The organism is Methanoculleus sp. UBA430 (genome assembly GCF_002506585.1).
Lineage (GTDB): Archaea > Halobacteriota > Methanomicrobia > Methanomicrobiales > Methanoculleaceae > Methanoculleus.
This window is the reverse complement of record NZ_DAXW01000002.1, coordinates 40,912-60,100: the sequence shown is the minus strand read 5'-3', so window position 1 is coordinate 60,100 and position 19,189 is coordinate 40,912. Positions and strand designations below refer to the sequence as shown.

The window sequence follows — 19,189 nt, the reverse complement described above, 5'->3', positions numbered from 1 at the left end:
CGTGAGGAGTGCGAGCATAGTGAGCTTGAGAAGGCCGAAGGCCTTTGGTGCAAGCGTAGCGGCGAGTTTGAGCACTGTGTTAGGTGCGAGGATGTGGCTGCACTCATTTCTTTTCGCGGGAGGCGGTTGGCCGTGCGTGCCGGTTAGCCTGTTCAGAATGTAGGAGTTCAGGTGATCTGTGTGTCCCTTCGCCCCGGTTCACGAGGTGTTCAAATTCTCTGTGGTCACTTGCCTACTTGCGGGGACTATTAAATTCCAGTCTGTCACTCCACCCATACACCGATTGCCACCTGCTATCGCCACGCACTGCCCCCGCCCCCTGGGGCGGGGGAGGAGCGCGAAGCGCGGGCGGGGTGGGGTCACAGAGGTATGACAATCTGTTGACTTTGAACCTGAACACTGAAGATACAAGGTAGAGACAGGGGAGGGGGGCATGCCCCCTCGAGGGCCTTCGGCCTTCTCATACTCCTGCCCTGCAGGCGGACCCTCCCCTTCACACCTCAACACTCCCCTCAACCGGGCGCATCGTCCCGCGCTGGGGCAGGATGATCCAGAGCAGGATGTAGATGGCAATCCCGGGCAGGAATCCCGTGAGCGCGGTGACGATTGCCCAGATCACCCGGATGACATTCGGGTCAATCTCAAGGTATTCTCCGATGCCGCCGCATACCCCGGCGATCCACCGGTCGTTTCGTGAGCGGTATAACTTCTTCGCCATGACAACTCGCCGGGGCCCCTTTTACCGTATGCGTAATAGGTGTTTCCCCGGAGGGGGAGGGGAGCGGCGGCAGTCCCGAACGGTTCAGCCGGCCGCCGGGCGAACGGCACCGGACTTCCGGCGCGTCGATCGCCGCCGGGACTTTTCGGCCGGCCGGTCCGGGGGGCAGGCGTCGCATCCGCCGCAGGGAAGAGCGTCGTAGCGTTCCCCGAAGTAGGCGAGGAGCCGCTCCCGCCGGCACCCCGTCGTGGTGCAGTAGTCCACCATCCTCTGGAGTTTCGAGCGTGCGACCTCGCGCTGGAACTCGGACGGGAGGTCGCGGTCGATGAAGGAACGAAGGCGTTTTGCGTCGTCGTCGTGGTAGAAGAGGATGCAATCACTCGCACCGCCATCCCTCCCGGCCCGGCCGCTCTCCTGGTAGTAGGCCTCGAGCGTCTTTGGCATATCGTAGTGGACGACGAACCGCACATCCGGCTTATCGATGCCCATGCCGAACGCGCTCGTCGCGCAGACGATCCCGACCTTCCCGCCGATGAACCGGTCCTGGGTCTTTTCCCGGGCGGCCGCCGTCATCCCGGCATGGTAAGAGAGCGCCGGAAGACCGTCGGCCCGGAGCCGGGCAGCGAGCGTCTCGGCTCCCTCCCTCGTCGCGGTGTAGACGATCCCGGCGTCGGTCCTCCTGCCCCGCAGGTAGGTGCGAAGTTGTTCGTATGCGTCCTCTCCCTTCGGGACGACGGCATACCGGAGGTTCTCCCGGTTGAAACTCCCGACGTAGACCGAAGGGTCGTTGAGGTTGAGCTGCCGTGCGATGTCCTCGCGGACGTCCGGGGTCGCGGTCGCCGTCAGGGCGACCATCGGCACACCCGGGAACCGTTCCTTGAGGACCGCGAGCGAACGGTACTCCGGGCGGAACTGGTGCCCCCACATCGATATGCAGTGCGCCTCGTCGACCGCAATCAGCGTGACAGGGAGGGATGCCGCGAGGTTGAGGAAGTCGTCGCTGACCGCCTTCTCCGGCGAGACGTAGAGGATCTGGACCAGGTTCTCCTCGAGGTCCGCAAGGACCCGGCGTGTCGTTGTGTAGGAGCCGGAAGAGTTCAGCGCTTCGGCGCCGATCCCGCGTGCCTGCAGATCGTCGACCTGGTCCTTCATCAGGGCGATGAGAGGCGAGATCACCAGCGCAACGCCGTCGCCGATGAGCGCCGGGACCTGGTAGCAGAGCGACTTACCGCCCCCGGTCGCAAGTACGGCGAGAGCGTCGCGCCCGTCCAGGATGTCCCGGATGATCTCCTGCTGGTAGGGCTTGAATGCCGTATGCCCGAAGTAACGCTGCAGGATCAGGTGCGTTCGGTCCATCACTATATAAGTGGGTGCTCTACCGGCATAGTCTCTTCGACCCCCGAAAATCGGGCAACACAGCCCGATCCGGTGGTGGTTCTTACCTTGAAACCTCGTCCCAGAAGCCGGTGAACGCGGCGAAGATCCGCTCCCGGAGCCCGGCAAGCCGTGCCTCGTCGACCTCGCGATCTTCTGTTTCGTAGAGGCCGCGGTTGATCTCGACCTGGACCCAGGGGATCCGCGTCCGCCGGTAGTGCGCCACCGATATGAACCCGCCCCGGAAGGGGTCGTTCATCGCAACCCTTCCTTCGCCGTCGAACTCTGCCTGGAACGACCGGGCAAGCGCCTGGAGCCACTCCGGCGGGCAGGTCACGAGGGCGCCTTTCTTCAGGGGATTCCCGTATCGGTCGCCCCGGTTACTCAGGCAAAAGAGCGGGCGTTCTCGTCCGACGTCCATCCGGACCGGGGGGGAACGCGGCAGCATGCTGTGGCAGTCGAAGGCGATCCTGATCGGAAGGGTATCGAGGGCCCGGGCCAGCCGTCCATGGAACGGGTGGTAGTAGTTCTGCAGGAGGAGCCCGATCAACTCCCTCCCGGGCACCCGGCCCTTCCGGAATACCGGGGTCCCGTCCTGCGTGATGACCTTGACCACACCGTCCTGGACCCGTGGAGGGTAATCGTAGGGCGCCCGGTTGGTGTCGACGAAGATCCGCGAGAGATCGAAGTCAATCAGCGTCTCCACCGCATTATCGAACCCGTACAGGAGGCGCGTATGGGGATCGCTGTTGAAGATGATCTCCTCTCGCGAGAGGTTAACGAGACTCCGGACCTCGGGCGGAACAGAGACGCCCCCGTGGGGAATCGAGACAAGGAAAGGATACCGGCCGCTCAACCTCCTCCACCTCCTTCGGGATCGCTTCGGGAACCGGCGCTCATGCTGCCTCCAAACGCTGGTGTATATGAGGCACCGGTACTAAAGCGCACCGGTCGCAGAAGTCGGCACAGGCTGCCGGCAGCATGGGGAGGAGGACAGTTCGGCCGACCGGGCACGCAATTTATAATGGCGGGGCCACCATCTAACGATCGGAGGCCGGTTTGAGATGGTTCAGGATAGAGAGCAGTGGTCGTCAACCCTGGGATTCATTCTCGCAAGCATCGGCTCGGCCGTAGGGATAGGCAACATCTGGCGGTTTCCCTACATCGTGGGTGTCAACGGGGGCGGAGCGTTCCTGGTCCCGTACGTGATCTCCGTTCTCCTCTTCGGCGTTCCCTTGATGATGCTCGAACTCGCCATCGGCCGCTCCACGGGGAAGTCGGTGGTCTCCGCCTTCCAGTCGATACACCGGCGTTTTACGTTTGCAGGCCTCATCATCGTCGCCGTCGTCAGCCTGATCCTCGGCTACTACCTGGTTATAACGGGCTGGGTACTCGCGTACGCGCTCTCCTTTATCATCGGGCAGCCGATGGCGTTCGATATGTTCACCGATTCCTATCTCCCGCTCATCTTCTTCCTCCTCTCAGGGCTCACCGTCTTCGTGACCGTGCGCTCCGGGGTCCGGAAGGGAATCGAGAGGGCCTCCCGGTACCTCATCCCGGTCCTCATCGCGATCCTCCTCTTCCTCGTGGCCTTCTCCCTCACCCAGCCCGGGGCGGTCGAGGGGATCGGGTTCTACCTCGCTCCGGACACCTCAAACCTGACTGACCCCGGCGTCTGGATCGCAGCGTTCGGGCAGGCCTTCTTCTCGCTCTCCGTGGGCATGGGGATCCTGCTCACCTTCGGGAGTTATCTCCGCAAAGAGAGCCTCTTTCGGAGCGGCATCATCATCGCCGCCGCCGATACGCTGATCGCGATCCTTGCCGGGCTCATAATCTTTCCCCTCGTCTTCACCTCGGGCCTCGACCCCGCGGCCGGGGTGAACCTCGCGTTCGTGACCCTCCCCTCCGCTTTTATCCGGATCCAGTTCGGTATGATGCTCGGAGCGCTCTTCTTCCTCATGCTCTTTGCCGCAGCCCTCACCTCCGCGGTCTCCATGCTCGAGGTTCCCGTGGCGGCGCTGATGGACTCTTACGACTGCCCGAGAAGGCGTGCGACGCTCCTTGTCGTTGCCGCAATCATGCTCCTCGGCCTGCCGTCCGCCCTCAGTTACACCGCCCTGAAGTTCTCAGTCTTCGGGATGCCGTTCCTCGACCTCGCCGATTATGTCTTCGGGACGATCGGCCTCATCGCCGCAGCACTGATTGTCGCCATCGTCGGCGGGTGGTTCATGAACCGCATCCGGATCTGTGCGGAGATCGGCGGGTGCGGATGGCGGCAGAGAGTGTATATGGCGCTCATCCGCTACGGGGTTCCTGCCGTCCTGCTGGTCACGCTGGCAGGCAGTCTCCTTCGGGGTGCAGGATGAGCGGGGCCGCCTTCCCCGGCCCGTACTCCCCGAGAACCCTCGTCGGAGCGTCGGAAAAAGGGTTAAAACTTCGGCACCTGCTCTTCTTCCCGCCTGCTCGCTTCCTCTGCGCGGAGGATCTCAAGGACGTCCTGCATATCGGGAACCGTCGTCGTCGGATACTTCTCGACGAATATGACGCGCTGGAACTCATCGATGACGATGTTTGCCCGCCGGGCATAGCCCTTCGTGCCGTCAAAGACGTCGTACATCTGCGCAACCTCGCCGTGAGGCCAGAAGTCTGCAAGGAGCCGGGTCTGTTTGATGCCGAGACTCTCCGCCCACGCCCGTTTGCAGGGGACGGAGTCCACACTGATGCCGAGGGCAACAGCATCCAGGGCATCGAACGCCTTCCGGTTCGTCTCCAGCGCCTGCATCTGTCGTGCACAGATGCTGGTCCAGGCCAGCGGGTGAAATGAAAGGATAACCCGCTTTCCCGAAAAGCCCGATGAGCGGATCTCGTTTCCGTTCTGGTCGGGAAGCGAGAAGTCCGGTGCCAGTTCGCCAAGTTCGACCATCGTGCATCACCCGGTGAGAATCGGGCCCGTCGATGATAAACATTTCTCATGGTCGACCCGGGTCGTTCCCGGTGCCCGAGGGCTTCATCTGCCCCTCCGCGAATCCCGCAAGTTTAAGACTTCTGCCATTGAGAGTAATACGATGCCCCTGGCTACCGATATCGCGATCATCGTCCTGCTGATACTTGCAAACGGCTTCTTCTCGATGACAGAATTTGCGCTCATCTCTGCGAAAAAGTCACGCCTGCAGAAGAAGGCAGAGGACGGCGATGCCGGGGCGGCGACCGCCCTCAACCTTGCCGAGGACCCGACACAGTTCCTCTCCACCGTTCAGGTCGGGATCACCGTCATCGGGATCCTCTCCGGAGCTTTCGGTGGGGCGACGCTCGCGGGCCCTCTTGCGGAGGTATTCACCGGAATCCCACTGGTTGCCCCATACAGCGGTCCGCTTGCGGTCGTAATCGTCGTCGCCGTCATCACCTACCTGACGCTCGTGATCGGCGAACTGGTGCCGAAGCGGGTGGCGATGAACAACGCCGAACGGATTGCATCGTTGGTCTCGCGCCCGATACGGCTCCTCTCCCTGGCCGCCGCCCCGCTCGTCCGGGTGCTGACCGCCTCGACCGAGGCGATCCTTATGGTGCTCGGGGTGCGCAAGCCCTCGGGCCCGGAGGTTACTGAAGAGGATGTCAGGGTCCTGATCGGTCAGGCCACCCAGGCGGGCGTGTTCCAGGAGGCGGAACAGGATATGGTGGAGAGCGTCTTCCGCCTCGCCGACCGGCGGGTCAGCGTACTGATGACCCCGCGTCCCGACATCGTGGCCGTAGACGTGGAGGATTCCCTCGAAGAGAACTGGCAGATGATGGTGGCGTCGGGGCACATCTACTTCCCGGTCTTCCGCGAGCACCTGGACAACCTGCTCGGCATCGTCTCTGTCCGTGACCTCTGGGCGCGGATGATCGCGGGCGAGACGCCCGACCTTACGAAGGCTATCAAACCCGCCCTCTTCGTGCCCGAGAGCGTTCCTGCGCTCTCGGTTCTCGATGAGTTCAAGACAACCAGAGCGCGGATAGCCCTTGTCACCGACGAGTACGGGAGCATCCAGGGGCTGGTCACCATCCACGACATCATGGAGTCGATCGTCGGCGGCATCCCGTCGACCGGGGAGGTGCCGGAGGGCCAGGTGGTTCGCCGTGAAGACGGGTCGTGGCTTCTCGATGGGATGCTCCCGGTCGACGAGCTCCACGACCTTATCGGCACCGATACCCTGCCCGGAGAAGGGCACGGATACTACCAGACGCTCGGCGGGTTCGTGATGATGTATCTTGAGCGGACACCGAAGACCGGAGACAGGTTCACCTGGAAGAATCTCCAGTTCGAAGTCCTCGATATGGACGGCTACCGGGTCGACAAGGTGCTCATCATGCCGTTGGCCGCCGGCGAGGAAAAAAGTGAGTAGATTTTTACCCGATCTCAACGAGCGTGACGGTGAACGTGAGGTCAACACCTGCAAGGTGGTGGTTCGCGTCGATGGTGACCGCGTCGGGAGATACACCGGCGACCCTCCCGGGCAGCACCTGCCCGCCTGAGAGGGTTATCCCGACCTGGTCTCCGACGGTCAGGTTCTCGCCCCCCGGGATCTCGGCCGGGTCGGCGACAAAGACGAGTTCCTCCCGGTGCGGCCCGTAGGCCTGGTCGACAGGAACATGGATGGTCTTCGTCTCTCCGACCTGCATCCCGACGACACCCGCATCAAACCCGGGGATCACCGCATTGCTGCCGACGACAAACTCGAGCGGCTCACGTCCGGCGGAACTGTCAAAGACCGTCCCGTTCTCGAGTGTTCCGGTGTAGTGGACCCTCACAGTATCCCCGGGCTTCACCACCGCCTGCCCGCCGTCGCTCGCAACGCAGCCTGAGGCAAGGATCAAGGCGCACGCGATCAGGAGGACGGAATACACCTGCTTTCTCCTCATAATTCTCCCCCGCTCTCGAGCGCCTTGCCGAAGCATTCCACTGCCTCTGCAAACCTGCCCTGTCGATCAAGCGCTCTTCCTTTCAGGTACCATGCCCGGGCATGCCGGGGGTCCATCTCCAGGACCTTATCGAAGCATGCGCCTGCCTGATCGTGTCTGCCCAGGTGACCGAGAGCGAGCCCCTTGCAGAGCCAGGTGTGAATGTCCCCACCGCCCAGTCCGATCGCCGTATCGAACGCACTGACGGCATCGGCATGTCGTCCGAGCGTATCCATGAGCATCCCGGTGACGTTCCAGATAGCCGCGTTCTTCGGGTCGATCTCGACTGCCTTCTTGTAACTCATCAGGGCGTCATCGTACCTGCCCGCCTTTTCGAGCACCGCTCCCCGCATAAAGAGAGCGGCGGGGTTATCAGCCTGGATGACGATGATCTTGTCGATCGACCTGACCGCCTCCCCGTAACGGCCAAGATGGATGAGGGCCGATGAGCGGGCATGGAGGGTCTCGATGCTGGCCGGTTCCCGGTCGAGCACCCGCGTATAGACGTCGAGCGCATCCTCGTGCCTGCCGGCCTTCTCGTGCGCCTCCCCGAGTCTCCGCAGGGTGAGGGTATCCGCCGGATCGGCCCTGATCACCTTCTCGAAACATTCCACCGCATCGACGTAACGCCCGAGCCACATGAAGATCTCCCCGCGCCGCTGCCAGGCAGCCCGGTTCTCCGGGCTGGCTTCGATGATGCCGTTGGAACACTCCAGCGCCTCGTCATACCGGCCCATATGCACAAGGGCGCTCTCGAGGGTGTACCACGCCTCAGCGTCGCGCTCATCGCCTTCGAGCACCAGCGCATACTGTCTGATTGCGTCGCCGAACTTCCCGTCCCGCTCAAGCGCCATCCCAAACGCCATTCTCGCATCCCGGTCGTCGGGAGAGATCTTCAGGTAACGCTCGTACGCTTCGGCCGCCTCCTGGTGCCTGCCGACGGCCTCCAGCATATCCGCCCGGATCTTTGTGACCGCCGCATTCGAGGCGTCGGAGGCGAGCACCCGGTCGCAGCACTCGATCGCCTCCTGGTGCCTGCCAAGCCGCGCGAGGGCGACGGCGAGGGCAAAGAAGGCACCGATATCTTCCGGCCGCCCGGCGGTCACTTTCGCATAACACTCCGCTGCATCCGCGTACTGCCCCATCCTCTCCAGGGCCCGGCCCCGGTTAAGCCATGCAAAGAGGTCTTCCGGGTCGGCGAGGGTGACCTGCTCAAACCGCTCGGCGGCCTCCTCGTACCGCCCGAGCGCCGCGAGGGTGATCCCGAGGTTCATCAGGTCTCCCCCGGCATCCGGATTGGCTGCAAGGAGCGTCTCGTAGCAGTCGGCGGCTTCCGCATAGCGCCCGAGACCCTCGAGGATCCGGGCTTTCCGTGTAAGTATCCCGGGACCTGCCTCCGCCACCCGGTTGATGGACTCGAGCGCCTTCTCGTATTGTCCCAGGTGTTCGAGCGCCGTGATTCGGCCAAGGAGGGCAGCCCGATCGGCCGGGGCCCCGAGGAGCGCCCGGTCAAAACAGGCGAACGCCTCCTCGTACCTGCCAAGGTGCATGAGTGCGTCTCCCCGGTTCTTCTCCGCTGCCGTATCCCCGGGGTTGGCCGCAAGAAGGACATCAAACGTCTCCGCCGCCTCTGCATACCGTGAGAGGTGCATCAGGGCATTCCCCTTCCGGTGCAGGGTGTGCGGGTCGTCGCCAGCGGTGTCCCGTACCCGGTCAAGAGACGCCAGGGCATCGTCGTACCTGCCGAGGTCTTCGAGGACGTCCGCTTTCATCGAGCGGGCGGCGATGTTATGCGGCTCTTTCGCAAGAATTACATCAAGGCGACGATTGGCCTCGTCATACCTGCCGAGACGGACGAGTGCGATGCTGCTCTGGAGCAGCGCGGAGGTGTTTCCCGGGTCGGCCTCGAGGAGTTGTTCGAAGTTCTCCTGCGCCTCCGCATAGCGCCCGAGGTTGAGCAGCGCAACCCCCCGGCAGTTCAGGATGATCTCGTTTCGGGTATCGATACTCGACGGCTTCTGCTTCCCGGGACCCCCAGACCCGTCTCTCTCGAAGAGCGCAAGGTCGGTGCCGCTCCCGATCCACTTCATCCCGGTCATCGACTGGTTCTCGAGCACCCGGTCGAACGACCGGATCGCCTCGGCGTACTGGCCGAGGCGGAAGAGCGCCATGCCGCGGGCGTACCACACCTGGCCCTGACCCTGATCGTGCTTCAGGATCTGGTCGAAACTTTTGACCGCCCGATCGTAGCGGCCGAGTGTATCGTAGACCAGCCCCATGGAGTACCGGACCGGGATATGATCCGGATCGGCGAGGGCGACCTTATCAAAGCATTCCATCGCGCCGGTATAGTCTCCAGCCCTGAGGAGGAGTGAACCGCGGTGATACCAGGCAGGCATATTCCCCGGATTGACGGCGACGATCTCTCCATAGCAGCCGGCGGCGTCCCTGAACCGGCCGAGATGCTCGAAAGCCAGGGCTTTGCCGTAGAGTGCGTCGAGGTTGCGAGGTTCCGTATCGAGCACCCGGCCGAACGTCTCGACGGCATCGGGGTAGTCCCCCCGGTACAGGAGAGCAGCCCCTTTCTTTGCGAGCGCATCGGTACTGTCAGGATTCGCCCTGAAGATCCTCTCGAAGGTGGCCGCCGCTTCCCGGAAGTCACCGGCCCGTTCGAGCATCCTCCCGAGTATCTCACGGAGGACGACATTCTCCGGGTCTCCGTCCAGCGCCCGCCTGTAGGCTGCTGCCGCGTCGGCATACCGGCCGAGCCGTTCAAGCATCTCCCCCTGCCAGTAAGAGGCGTCCGTGTCCGCGGGTTTTCCCTCGACGATCTTCGAAAAACATCCTGCCGCCTCCTCATAGTTGCCGGTTCGGGCGAGGGCGTGCCCAAGTGCCCGCAGTGTCCCTGCCTCGCCCGGAGCCGACTCAAGCGCCTTTCTCAGCCAGACCAGGGCTTCGTCGTCCCGGCCGAGGCAGGCGAGCGCCTGACCCATGGAGAGCCGGACCGGGCCGTTCTCCGGATCGATCTTGAGCGCCTTCTCGAAACTCTTCACTGCCTCACTGTAGTTCCCGGCCTCAAACTGAGCGGTTCCCTGCTTTATCGAGGGGTTCGCGTTCTTCCCCTGACCCAGAATATTACCGAAGAAATCCATCCGACACCATCTGCCGTTGCACGTTATATGGTCGTATTTTTCCCGCCATGCATCTCTCGACGGCACGTCCATGTTATGGTGGCCGCGTGTTCGCTAAGAAATAGTGCGTTCGCCACTATTTGAGAAGACCGGTTTGTCCTACGGATCAGCTCCTGCCCGTACTGTTGTCGCGGCCATCGAGAAATGGGTGTCGCCGCGGGAGGTATGCGGTGCTCGCACAAAACCGGGAGAGAGGCAGGTCGGGCCGCCTCAGATATCCAGGATTGGCTCGAACTGCGCCTTGCCGACCGGCCCGTGGAAACTCGTGATCCTTGGGTCCATCCCGCAGACCGGGCATACGTAGTCTTCCGGCAGATTCTCAAATGCAGTGCCTTTCGGGTAGCCACGGAGCGGTTCCCCGCGGTTTTTATCATACACGTAGCCGCAGATCTTGCAGACGTACCTCGTCGGCTCCCAGGGTTCGAACCCCCATGTTCCTATCGGCCCTTTGCCGGTCGCACCGCAGACCGGGCATACGTAGTCCTCCGGCAGATCCTCAAACGCAGTGCCTTCCGGAACGCCCCGGTGGGGTTCGCCCCGTAGCGGCGAGTAGATGTAGTTGCAGTACTTGCACCGGTATCGTTTCACTTTCTCCATACGGATCACGCTCACCCAGGGTGATCACCCTGCGCAATAACCCGGTGAGGGAGGTTCCACCAGATAAGGTTTCCGTGAATACGGGAGCCGGAGGCCGGGGGCTCCTCACTCTCCCGAACCTGCGACAGGGTATCCCCGGGACTCCTCCGGGGAGCGGGAACTACTGCCGCTTGCCGCCCGCGGCAACGCGGAAGAGGAGCGAGAGCGCGAGCATGAGAGCGATCAGGATGCCCCCGAAGAAGAGAAGGAGGGCAAGGCCAAGCCTGCCGATTCCGGACACGGGCACCTCCCCTCGCCACGAGAACCCCGGCGCCCACGCCGTCTGCCCGTTCTCCCCGGCCGCCTGGCTGCGGAACGGGTCATGCGGTGCAAAACTGGCACCTCCCCGGAGGGCGAGGTCGTAGCGCGCCCGGGCGTCCGGGTCGATCAGTGTCTCGTATGCCTGCTGGATGGCGATGAACCGCTCGCTCGCACCCGGGTCCGGGTTGACGTCCGGGTGATACTGTTTCGCAAGGTTCCTGTACGCCGCCCGGATCTCGTCGGGTGCGGCGTCGGGGGAGATGTTTAGGATCTCGTAATAGGTCTCCACAGCAGCCCTCACGCGGTCTCAGTCCGAGGAGACCTCGCCCGTATCCCCGTTCACCGTCACCCGGATGCCGGGGGCGAGACTGGAGAACTCCGGCGGGAGGCGGTCGACCATCGGGATCCCCGCGATGATCGCCCCGACCGCGATGATGGGCTCGGCTTCCGTGTTGATGATCGCCGCAGGAGCACAACCGTTCTGCTTTAACGCGTAGATCACGTAGGATCCGACCGTCGATCCCTTTCCATACGGGAACGCCAGAACGCGCCCGGCGATGGACTGACCCTCGAGCGGATGCTCGCACTCGACGACGGTACCGGTCTCGGGGTCCACACCCGAGAGGAATGATATGGGTTCGGACGAGACGAGGAGGTCCCCGCTCGCAACACCCCTGGATATACTTCTGCCCTGCATCTTCACTGCCACCACATTATAATGTGGTTGGAGATCCAACTATATGAGTAACATGGACGAAACCATTGGCAGCACTCCTGGCAGCGAACACGATATGCTTGCCCTCCAGGTTCAGGATTTAAAGGCACAGATCCTGGATTACAAACTTAAAAATGAGTTGCTCGAAAAGGAACTCCTTCAACTCAGAAAAGAGAACAGCCAGCTCAAGAAGGTGCCGTTGTTTGTTGCCGCTGTGGTCGATGTGCTTGAGAACGGCGAAGTGTATCTCCGGCAGCAGGGTAACAACCAGGAATATGTCACTGTAGTCAACGAAAAACTCCACCGCACCCTCAAACCAGGGATGAAAGTGGCGGTGAACAATACGCTCTCCATCGTCAAGACGATCGGCAATATCTACGATTCGAGGGTCAGGGTCATGGAACTCGACGAACAGCCGAACGTGACGTTCGAGCAGGTCGGCGGCCTGAAAGAGGAGATCGAGGAGGTCAGGGAAGCGGTCGAGTACCCGCTCACGAAACCCGAGATCTACGAGCGCATAGGCGTGGAGCCCCCGAAAGGCATCCTCCTCTACGGCTCGCCGGGGACCGGGAAGACCCTCATCGCAAAGGCGGTTGCGCGCCAGTCGAAGGCACGGTTCATCAGGATGTCCGGAAGCGAGCTCGTCCACAAATACATCGGGGAGGGCGCGCAGCTCGTGCGCGAACTCTTTATCCTCGCCCGCGAACGCGCTCCGGCGATCGTCTTCATCGACGAGATCGATGCGATCGGGAGCATGCGCACCAATGACGGGACCTCCGGCAGCGCCGAGGTCCAGAGAACGCTGATGCAGCTGCTCGCCGAGATGGACGGGTTTGGGAACCGCGGCAACGTCCGGATCATGGCGGCGACGAACCGCATCGATATGCTGGACCCGGCCCTCCTCCGCCCGGGCCGGTTCGACCGGATCATCGCGGTTCCGCTCCCCGACGCCGGAGCACGCCTCGAGATCCTGAAGATCCACACCGCGAAGATGACGCTTGCCGGGAATGTGGACTTGCCCGGGATAGCGGAACTCGCCGGGAACACCACCGGTGCGGAACTGCAGGCGGTCTGCCGCGAGGCCGGGATGTTGGCGATCCGGCGGGACGCCGATGCCGTCGACCAGGCAGACTTCCTCGCGGCGATCAAGAAGGTGAAGCGCGAGGTGGCGATACCCGACAGCCGCATGTATCTCTGATGGGGATTCGTCCATCCCCCAGCATTCAGGAACTCTTATCGCTCTCTCCGGCCCATCAGGTATGCAATGAACGTCCTCCTCATTCAGCCGGAGGGGGTTGACCTCTACGCCACCCTGCTCAAGTCCGAGACCAGCAGGGGAGCTCTTCGTTTTTACCAGCCTGATCGGCTGGTCTACGGCATACGCATCCGGACCGCGTCGCTCGGGAGTGCGCTTGCCCTCGTCTCCGAACTCCGGTGGTATATCCAGCGCTACGTCGAGGAAGTCCTCTTCGAGCCTGAGGAAGGAACCTTCTACTCGTCAGGGCTTGCCCGGCAGATCTACGAGCGGGACGTGAAACCCGCTCACCCGTGGCGGTACCGTTGCCTTTACCGGATCTCCGGGGACCACATGGCGGATACCATATGGATGGACGAGGGCACGACGCCGGAGGCGTATGCCGACCGGACGGAGCCCGACGATACGATGCTCGAGGTCTGGTGCGCCGAAGACGAGTACCCGGCCGGGTAGAGCGGGACGGCAGGAATTGTGCGTCACCGGACTGCGCACCTGCGATGCTCGTGCTCCGGTTCATTAGAACCGTCGCGCGTCCCGGCAGTCACACCCTTCGGCCAGTCGTTCCCCCAAAGGCAATAGCCACCATGGTCCACTGCAGGGGGGGACATGCCGAGGAAAAAGGCCGATCCCGGGGGCAAACCGGGCCCAGCACCAATCCCAGCAGGGTAGAGGTGAAGACCTGGAAATGGGTTTGAACAGATCTCTAAGTTCTGGAAAAACGCGGATTTATCTCCTGAGCCCTGGCGTAACAATGATCGGCCTCATCAGGTTTGCCCGGACTTGACAGAACCTCCCCCTTCATCCACCAGACCACAGCATACTCCGGATTAAGTTCAAGAGCCCTGTCTACGGATGGAAGCACGTCCTGATACCGTCCCGGATTGTAGGGTGCGACACTTTTACCAGGCCAGGCATCTTCAAATTCGGGATCGAGTTCGAGAGATATGTTAAAACATTTCATTGCCTGTTCCCCTCAGGAGGGTATCGACACTCGCGAAGTCGTCCAAGGCGCTTTTCCGGGAAAGACGATATTCGTTTGCATTCCATCGGTGCTCGGGCTCCCGCTCTTCCGCCGGGATGCCCTCCTCATCGCAGAACGCTCTCCTCCTATATAGGGAAAGGGCGAAGATTGATACATGCAGCAGAGCTGGATCGGCGGGGATTTGAGGTTCTCCTACTGTACCGAGCACGACCTCCCCGACATATCCCGGATGCTCGCGAAGGCGTCGGTCTGCAGGTGGATGTTCTTCGGGCCGAACACAGAAGAGGCCACCCGCTCCTATTTCCTCCCCCTGATCGAGGAGATGCAGGCAGCGCTTGCGGAGGGAAGAACGCCGGATCACCATCTGTTCACGGTAAGAATGAAGCGCACCGGGGACTTTGTCGGGCAGTGCGCACTTCTGCCGGTCGATTACAGCCCGAGATCGTTCCTGATCGGTTACCAACTCGACGATACCTACTGGAAAAGAGGTTACGGCACCCTGGCCTGCACCTTCCTGGTCTTCTTCGCGTTCACCGCGCTCGACGGTTACCGGCTGAACGGCGATACCGTCGCAGGTAACATGGCATCGCGGCGGGTGATGGAGAGATGCGGCTTTGTTCTCGAGGGTACCCAGCGGCAATACTGGCATGCCGGGGACGGATATTACGATCGCCTGGTCTTCGGCCTCCTCGCGAGCGATCTAACCCCGGAGCGTCGTTCGGGACTGAGAGAGACGTTCACGGCCGGGTCCCCGGCCATGCATTGATGATGAGTATACTTCTCCGGGAGTGAGAGAGCTGTGAAAAGTCCGGGTGTGCTGCGCGCGTGTGTATCCCGTTCCGATACCCTTTCTCATTACCGCCCCTGCAGGTTTTTTCCTCAACCGCGTGTGAACTACCCCGCGCCTCTCGGGCGGGGCTTCCTGCTTCATTCTCCTCCCCATCGGGAGCGAGTCCACAGGCTCGACGGTGCGTTCCACACCTGCTACTCCAACAAGATTCTGATCTTGGAGAGCGAATTTTTTGATATTGATCGCCGCGTTGATGTCGCGGTCGTGGTGAGTGCCGCAGTCAGGACACACCCATTCTCTATGCGAAAGGGTGAGATCCCGCTTGAGGTATCCACAGGTGCTGCATATCTTTGATGATGGTTCAAACCTCCCGATCTTCAGGAGCGTCTTGCCGTACTTCCGGCACTTGTACTCCAGCATCGTGAAGAACGTGCTCCACGATGCATCGGAGATGCTCCGGGCAAGGCAATGGTTCTTCTGCATACCGGCGACATTCAACGATTCCACTGCTATCGCTTGGTTCTCGCTCACGATTCGATTAGAGAGGTTGTGCAGGAACTCGTTCCGCTGGTTGGCGACCTTCTCGTGGCACCGGGCAAGTTGCTGGATCGCCTTCTTCCGATTCTTCGATCCTTTTACCTTCCGGGATACTCGCTGCTGCAATACCTTCAGGCGCTGGAGAGAGTTTTTCAGGAACCGGGGGTTCTCAACCTTCTCCCCGGTCGAGAGGGTGGCGAAATCGGCCAGGCCAACATCAATCCCGAGCGTCGTATCCAGAGCAAACGGTACCGGTGCGGGTTCGGGTTTCCCGTCATCGACGAGGATACTGATGAACCATTTCCCGGTCGAAGTCACCGAGACCGTTGCATACTTCATCTTCCCGGTGAATGTCCGGTGGAGAGTTGTCTTGGCCTCACCGATTTTCGGGAGTTTGATCTGACCTCGCTCGAAATCCACGGTGTAATGCTGGGGTACCTGAAAGGACTGTACCGGATTCTTCTTTGACTTGAACCGGGGAAACCCTTTCTTCTCGCGGAAGAACCGGGTGAAGGCATTGTCGAGGTTCTTGTTGGCACTCTGGAGTGATTGAGAGTTGACCTCCTTGAGCCACGGATGCTCTTCCTTGAAGGCGGGAAGGCGGGTGTTCAGGTCAAAGCAGGAGAGTTTTTGACCTTCCTGTTCGTATGCCCGGATCTTTTGTTCCAGAGAAGAGTTATACACAAACCGACAGGCATGGATGTGCTGCAGGAGGGATGCAACCTGCTCCCGGTTGGGATACATCCGATACTTGTAGGCTTGAAGCATACAAGTATTACGTGTCTTTATAATAATATCTATTTTCAGGTAATTCGTCGGGAATATGACGAAGAGGCTCCGCTTTCATCCCCGGCCTTCAGGCCGGGGTCTTCTCGCTCCGCCCCTTCAACCCCGGAAGATAAATCGCCCGGCTCCACTTCGTATGAGCCCGTTATTGTTTCGGGGCTCTACGAGGTGGCGACGAATGGTGAACATGGGACGGGGAAGAACCCTGCCGGATAATAACGTCCATAAGGAACTCCAGCACACTTCAGATGAGGAAAAATCCATGTCCGTACCCGATCTCTCCCTCGAAACCACCGTAGGTCCGCTTACGCTCAAGAACCCGTTCCTGCTCGCCTCGGGTCCGCCGACCGCATCGGGCGAGCAGATCCGGCGCGCGTTCCGGCTCGGCTGGGCGGGTGCGGTCACGAAGACCATCGTCCCGGATGCGATGGAGATCCAGGATGTTTCACCCCGTTTTGCAGCCTGGAAAGACGAGAGTTCTGGACTCCTCGGCTTTGAGAACATCGAACTCTTAAGCAGGAAGGATGAGTCCTACTGGTCCGGGGAGATCGCCGCCATTCGGAGGGAGTACCCGGACAGGGTCCTCGTTGCGAGCATCATGGCCTCGCCCGATCCGGAAGAATGGCAGGAGTTCGCCTGCACCGTGCAGGACGCCGGGGCGGATGCGATCGAGCTGAACGTCTCCTGTCCCCACGGGATGCCGGAGCGGGGGGTCGGTGCGGCCATCGGGCAGCACGCCGACCTGGTCCGCGAGGTGACCCGGGCGGTGCGGAAGGTCGCCGCGGTTCCCCTGATCGTCAAGCTCACCCCCAACGTGACGGATATCATGCCGGTTGCCGCGGCCGCGGTCGACGCCGGGGCCGATATCCTCTCGGCCATCAACACGGTCCAGTGCCTCATGGGCATCGACCTCGATACGCTCGAACCGCGCCCCTCGGTTGCCGGGGCGAGCACCTACGGCGGGTACTCGGGGCCCGCGGTGAAGCCGATCGGCCTAAAGGTGATCTCGCAGATTGCCCGGGAGCTCCCGGTCCCTCTCATGGGGATCGGCGGCATCTCCCGGTGGCAGGACGCTGCCGAGTACATAGCGGCCGGGGCGTCGGCGGTCCAGGTATGTACGGCGGTGATGTGGGAAGGGGCAGGGATCGTCCGTGAGATGGATAGAGGTCTGTCGGGATACCTTGCAGAGAAGCAGTTTGCGGGAGTCGGGGCACTCAGGGGCCGCGCCCTCCCCCGCATCGGGACACATGCATCCTTATCGAGGAGCATTTACCGGTTTGCAGCCGTAGGATTCCCCGAGCGGTGCATATCCTGCGGCCGGTGCGTGACGGCCTGCCGCGACGGGGGATACCATGCGGTATCGATAGTCGACCAGCGCGTCGCGATCGAGAGAGATCGGTGCGACGGGTGCAGCCTCTGTTCCCACGTCTGCCCGGAAGGCGTGATCGTCATGCTGCCCGGTTTGTAAACGGGTGCGGCTCACCCATAGCGCCACCCGGGTGTCGGACCATCAGCCCCGTCAGGACTCGTATCGCGTAGGGCAGCCGCTTTAACAGAAAAAAGGGATTGCATCAGGCGAGATACTGCATCTCTGAGGGATTGATCGCGACGGCCAGAGCGTATCGCTCGATTATGAGCCCCAGTTCTGAGAGAAACTTTGCCGGGTGTCTCCTCACCGGATTCAACACGACGTGCGCAAAAAAGGAAACGCCCTTCAGGCGAACATCTCGCCGAAGGTCGTGTGGAAGTGGTGGCGGTCGAAGTCCACCGAGAGTTTGTCGATTGCCTTCATGAAGTCGTCGCTGTTGACGGCGTCGCGTTCCATCCTGATGGCGAACATGCCCGCTTCCATACATATTGCCCGGAGGTCGGCGCCGTTCTTCCCCTCGGTGAGCCGGGAGACCTCCGAGAGGTTGACGTCCTTGTCAAGGTTCATGTGCAGGGTATGGATCTGCAGGATCGCAAGCCTTCCTGCGTGGTCGGGGAGCGGTATCTCGATCATCCGGTCGAACCGGCCCGGGCGGAGGAGGGCGCGGTCGAGGATATCGATCCGGTTCGTGGCGGCGATGATCTTGACGTCCCCGCGGTTGTCAAAACCGTCCATCTCCGCGAGGAGCTGCATCAGCGTCCTCTGGACCTCCCGGTCCCCGGAGGTCGTCGAGTCGTTCCGGTGTGCACCTATCGCATCGATCTCGTCGATGAAGATGATTGACGGCGACTTCTGCTTCGCGAGGTCGAAGAGCTCCCGGACCAGGCGGGCCCCCTCGCCGATGTACTTCTGCACCAGCTCCGAGCCCACCACGCGGAGGAAGTGTGCGTTCGTCTGGTGGGCCACCGCCCGGGCGAGGAGCGTCTTTCCCGTGCCGGGCGGGCCGTAGAGCAGCACGCCCTTCGGCGGGGAGATGCCGACCTTCTCAAAGAGTTGCGGCTTTGTCAGGGGGAGCTCGACAGCTTCCCTGACCTCTTCTATCTGCGGTTCGAGGCCGCCGATCTTCCCGTAAGTCTCCTCCGGGGACTCGACCAGTTCCATACCGTAGATCTGCGCGTCGTAGCTTGTTGGGAGCACATCCACTATCGCCAGGGACTGCTGGTTGAGCGTGCATCTCACACCCGGTTTGAGGAGATCGGGGTCGATAAGTTGTGACGTACGGACTAAAAATCGTGGCCCTGCGCTGCTGCGCACAATCACCCGGCTGTTGTCGATAACGTCGGTAACGGTCCCGATCACGAGAGGAGGGCTTCTGAGCTGTTCGATCTCGCTCTTGAGTTTTCTGAGCTCGCGCTCGTAACGGATCTTCTGGGTCTCAATATATCGTTTTTCGGACTCCATCTGACGGAACTGCTCGCGTAGCTCCAGGTTTCGGTTTTCGAGGTTTGTAATCCGTTCCAGGAGATACTGGTAGATGTCTTCACCGGTATCCTTCTCTGGCGCCTGCCGAACGATATCTCCCATGGGTCTCCTCGAATAATTATATAGGTTAAAATGAATATAAAGTTGTTTGCGAG

At 61.6% G+C, this 19,189-nt stretch carries 18 protein-coding genes; 6 read left to right on the top strand and 12 right to left on the bottom strand.

The window, feature by feature from the left end; genetic code table 11:
- Nucleotides 1-493: 493 nt before the first annotated feature.
- From BRA49_RS01600 to BRA49_RS01590, 3 genes are all read right to left on the bottom strand, one after another.
- Nucleotides 494-718, bottom strand: a complete 225-nt coding sequence (locus BRA49_RS01600) for a PspC domain-containing protein (RefSeq protein ID WP_292382856.1) — start codon at nucleotides 716-718, stop codon at nucleotides 494-496.
- A gap of 84 nt (nucleotides 719-802) precedes the next feature.
- On the bottom strand, nucleotides 803-2,074 hold the full coding sequence (locus BRA49_RS01595) for a RecQ family ATP-dependent DNA helicase (RefSeq protein ID WP_292382855.1): 1,272 nt from the start codon (nucleotides 2,072-2,074) through the stop codon (nucleotides 803-805).
- Between the two features lie 82 nt (nucleotides 2,075-2,156).
- The gene (locus tag BRA49_RS01590; RefSeq protein ID WP_292382853.1) at nucleotides 2,157-2,948 is read right to left on the bottom strand and encodes an N-formylglutamate amidohydrolase; all 792 of its coding nucleotides are present in this window, start codon (nucleotides 2,946-2,948) and stop codon (nucleotides 2,157-2,159) included.
- Between the two features lie 208 nt (nucleotides 2,949-3,156).
- Here BRA49_RS01590 and BRA49_RS01585 point away from each other — a divergent pair, with 208 nt between their 5' ends.
- Nucleotides 3,157-4,458: a sodium-dependent transporter gene (locus tag BRA49_RS01585; protein WP_292382851.1), complete on the top strand. Its 1,302-nt coding sequence runs from the start codon at nucleotides 3,157-3,159 to the stop codon at nucleotides 4,456-4,458.
- Nucleotides 4,459-4,520: 62 nt separating this feature from the next.
- Here BRA49_RS01585 and BRA49_RS01580 read toward each other — a convergent pair whose 3' ends face one another.
- The gene (locus BRA49_RS01580; protein ID WP_292382849.1) at nucleotides 4,521-5,015 is read right to left on the bottom strand and encodes a redoxin domain-containing protein; all 495 of its coding nucleotides are present in this window, start codon (nucleotides 5,013-5,015) and stop codon (nucleotides 4,521-4,523) included.
- 142 nt (nucleotides 5,016-5,157) lie between these two features.
- On the opposite strand from BRA49_RS01580, the gene BRA49_RS01575 reads away from it, so the two are divergent.
- On the top strand, nucleotides 5,158-6,474 hold the full coding sequence (locus tag BRA49_RS01575; protein ID WP_292382848.1) for a hemolysin family protein: 1,317 nt from the start codon (nucleotides 5,158-5,160) through the stop codon (nucleotides 6,472-6,474).
- 4 nt (nucleotides 6,475-6,478) lie between these two features.
- Here BRA49_RS01575 and BRA49_RS01570 read toward each other — a convergent pair whose 3' ends face one another.
- The 5 genes from BRA49_RS01570 to BRA49_RS01550 form a co-directional block, all read right to left on the bottom strand.
- A complete protein-coding gene (locus BRA49_RS01570) occupies nucleotides 6,479-6,991 on the bottom strand; it encodes an FKBP-type peptidyl-prolyl cis-trans isomerase (RefSeq protein ID WP_292382846.1) in 513 nt (170 codons plus the stop codon).
- A complete protein-coding gene (locus BRA49_RS01565; protein ID WP_292382844.1) occupies nucleotides 6,988-10,182 on the bottom strand; it encodes a tetratricopeptide repeat protein in 3,195 nt (1,064 codons plus the stop codon). Before BRA49_RS01565 ends, BRA49_RS01570 begins: the two co-directional genes overlap by 4 nt.
- A 249-nt stretch (nucleotides 10,183-10,431) precedes the next feature.
- Entirely contained in the window at nucleotides 10,432-10,818 is a 387-nt protein-coding gene (locus BRA49_RS01560) for a rubredoxin (protein WP_292382842.1), read from the bottom strand.
- A gap of 160 nt (nucleotides 10,819-10,978) precedes the next feature.
- Complete coding sequence (locus BRA49_RS01555; protein WP_292382840.1) at nucleotides 10,979-11,407, bottom strand: J domain-containing protein; 429 nt, start codon at nucleotides 11,405-11,407, stop codon at nucleotides 10,979-10,981.
- Nucleotides 11,408-11,425: 18 nt separating this feature from the next.
- The gene (locus BRA49_RS01550) at nucleotides 11,426-11,815 is read right to left on the bottom strand and encodes a DUF126 domain-containing protein (protein WP_292382839.1); all 390 of its coding nucleotides are present in this window, start codon (nucleotides 11,813-11,815) and stop codon (nucleotides 11,426-11,428) included.
- Nucleotides 11,816-11,858: 43 nt separating this feature from the next.
- On the opposite strand from BRA49_RS01550, the gene BRA49_RS01545 reads away from it, so the two are divergent.
- Both BRA49_RS01545 and BRA49_RS01540 read left to right on the top strand, forming a co-directional pair.
- Complete coding sequence (locus BRA49_RS01545; RefSeq protein WP_292382837.1) at nucleotides 11,859-13,031, top strand: proteasome-activating nucleotidase; 1,173 nt, start codon at nucleotides 11,859-11,861, stop codon at nucleotides 13,029-13,031.
- A 66-nt stretch (nucleotides 13,032-13,097) separates the two neighbouring features.
- Nucleotides 13,098-13,541, top strand: coding sequence for a DUF5804 family protein (locus tag BRA49_RS01540; RefSeq protein WP_292382835.1), 444 nt, complete (start codon nucleotides 13,098-13,100; stop codon nucleotides 13,539-13,541).
- A 250-nt stretch (nucleotides 13,542-13,791) separates the two neighbouring features.
- Here the strand turns inward: BRA49_RS01540 and BRA49_RS01535 are convergent, their stop codons facing one another.
- Entirely contained in the window at nucleotides 13,792-14,049 is a 258-nt protein-coding gene (locus tag BRA49_RS01535) for a tetratricopeptide repeat protein (RefSeq protein WP_292382833.1), read from the bottom strand.
- 175 nt (nucleotides 14,050-14,224) lie between these two features.
- Here BRA49_RS01535 and BRA49_RS01530 point away from each other — a divergent pair, with 175 nt between their 5' ends.
- Nucleotides 14,225-14,836, top strand: a complete 612-nt coding sequence (locus BRA49_RS01530; protein ID WP_292382832.1) for a GNAT family N-acetyltransferase — start codon at nucleotides 14,225-14,227, stop codon at nucleotides 14,834-14,836.
- Here BRA49_RS01530 and BRA49_RS01525 read toward each other — a convergent pair.
- On the bottom strand, nucleotides 14,771-16,141 hold the full coding sequence (locus BRA49_RS01525) for an RNA-guided endonuclease TnpB family protein (protein ID WP_292382915.1): 1,371 nt from the start codon (nucleotides 16,139-16,141) through the stop codon (nucleotides 14,771-14,773). The genes BRA49_RS01530 and BRA49_RS01525 overlap by 66 nt on opposite strands.
- Before the next feature lie 304 nt (nucleotides 16,142-16,445).
- Here BRA49_RS01525 and preA point away from each other — a divergent pair, with 304 nt between their 5' ends.
- A complete protein-coding gene (gene preA / locus BRA49_RS01520; protein WP_292382830.1) occupies nucleotides 16,446-17,651 on the top strand; it encodes an NAD-dependent dihydropyrimidine dehydrogenase subunit PreA in 1,206 nt (401 codons plus the stop codon).
- Nucleotides 17,652-17,897: 246 nt separating this feature from the next.
- Here the strand turns inward: preA and BRA49_RS01515 are convergent, their stop codons facing one another.
- Nucleotides 17,898-19,136 (bottom strand): proteasome-activating nucleotidase, encoded by a 1,239-nt coding sequence (locus BRA49_RS01515; protein WP_292382828.1) that lies wholly within the window; start codon nucleotides 19,134-19,136, stop codon nucleotides 17,898-17,900.
- Nucleotides 19,137-19,189: the final 53 nt, after the last annotated feature.

Coding starts and splice junctions, on each gene's coding strand:
- BRA49_RS01600 (WP_292382856.1), bottom strand. CDS start 718: ATGGCGAAGAAGTTATACCGCTCACGAAACGACCGGTGGATCGCCGGG.
- BRA49_RS01595 (WP_292382855.1), bottom strand. CDS start 2,074: ATGGACCGAACGCACCTGATCCTGCAGCGTTACTTCGGGCATACGGCA.
- BRA49_RS01585 (WP_292382851.1), top strand. CDS start 3,157: ATGGTTCAGGATAGAGAGCAGTGGTCGTCAACCCTGGGATTCATTCTC.
- BRA49_RS01580 (WP_292382849.1), bottom strand. CDS start 5,015: ATGGTCGAACTTGGCGAACTGGCACCGGACTTCTCGCTTCCCGACCAG.
- BRA49_RS01575 (WP_292382848.1), top strand. CDS start 5,158: ATGCCCCTGGCTACCGATATCGCGATCATCGTCCTGCTGATACTTGCA.
- BRA49_RS01570 (WP_292382846.1), bottom strand. CDS start 6,991: ATGAGGAGAAAGCAGGTGTATTCCGTCCTCCTGATCGCGTGCGCCTTG.
- BRA49_RS01565 (WP_292382844.1), bottom strand. CDS start 10,182: ATGGATTTCTTCGGTAATATTCTGGGTCAGGGGAAGAACGCGAACCCC.
- BRA49_RS01560 (WP_292382842.1), bottom strand. CDS start 10,818: ATGGAGAAAGTGAAACGATACCGGTGCAAGTACTGCAACTACATCTAC.
- BRA49_RS01550 (WP_292382839.1), bottom strand. CDS start 11,815: ATGCAGGGCAGAAGTATATCCAGGGGTGTTGCGAGCGGGGACCTCCTC.
- BRA49_RS01545 (WP_292382837.1), top strand. CDS start 11,859: ATGAGTAACATGGACGAAACCATTGGCAGCACTCCTGGCAGCGAACAC.
- BRA49_RS01540 (WP_292382835.1), top strand. CDS start 13,098: ATGAACGTCCTCCTCATTCAGCCGGAGGGGGTTGACCTCTACGCCACC.
- BRA49_RS01535 (WP_292382833.1), bottom strand. CDS start 14,049: ATGAAATGTTTTAACATATCTCTCGAACTCGATCCCGAATTTGAAGAT.
- BRA49_RS01530 (WP_292382832.1), top strand. CDS start 14,225: ATGCAGCAGAGCTGGATCGGCGGGGATTTGAGGTTCTCCTACTGTACC.
- BRA49_RS01525 (WP_292382915.1), bottom strand. CDS start 16,141: ATGTATCCCAACCGGGAGCAGGTTGCATCCCTCCTGCAGCACATCCAT.
- preA (WP_292382830.1), top strand. CDS start 16,446: ATGTCCGTACCCGATCTCTCCCTCGAAACCACCGTAGGTCCGCTTACG.
- BRA49_RS01515 (WP_292382828.1), bottom strand. CDS start 19,136: ATGGGAGATATCGTTCGGCAGGCGCCAGAGAAGGATACCGGTGAAGAC.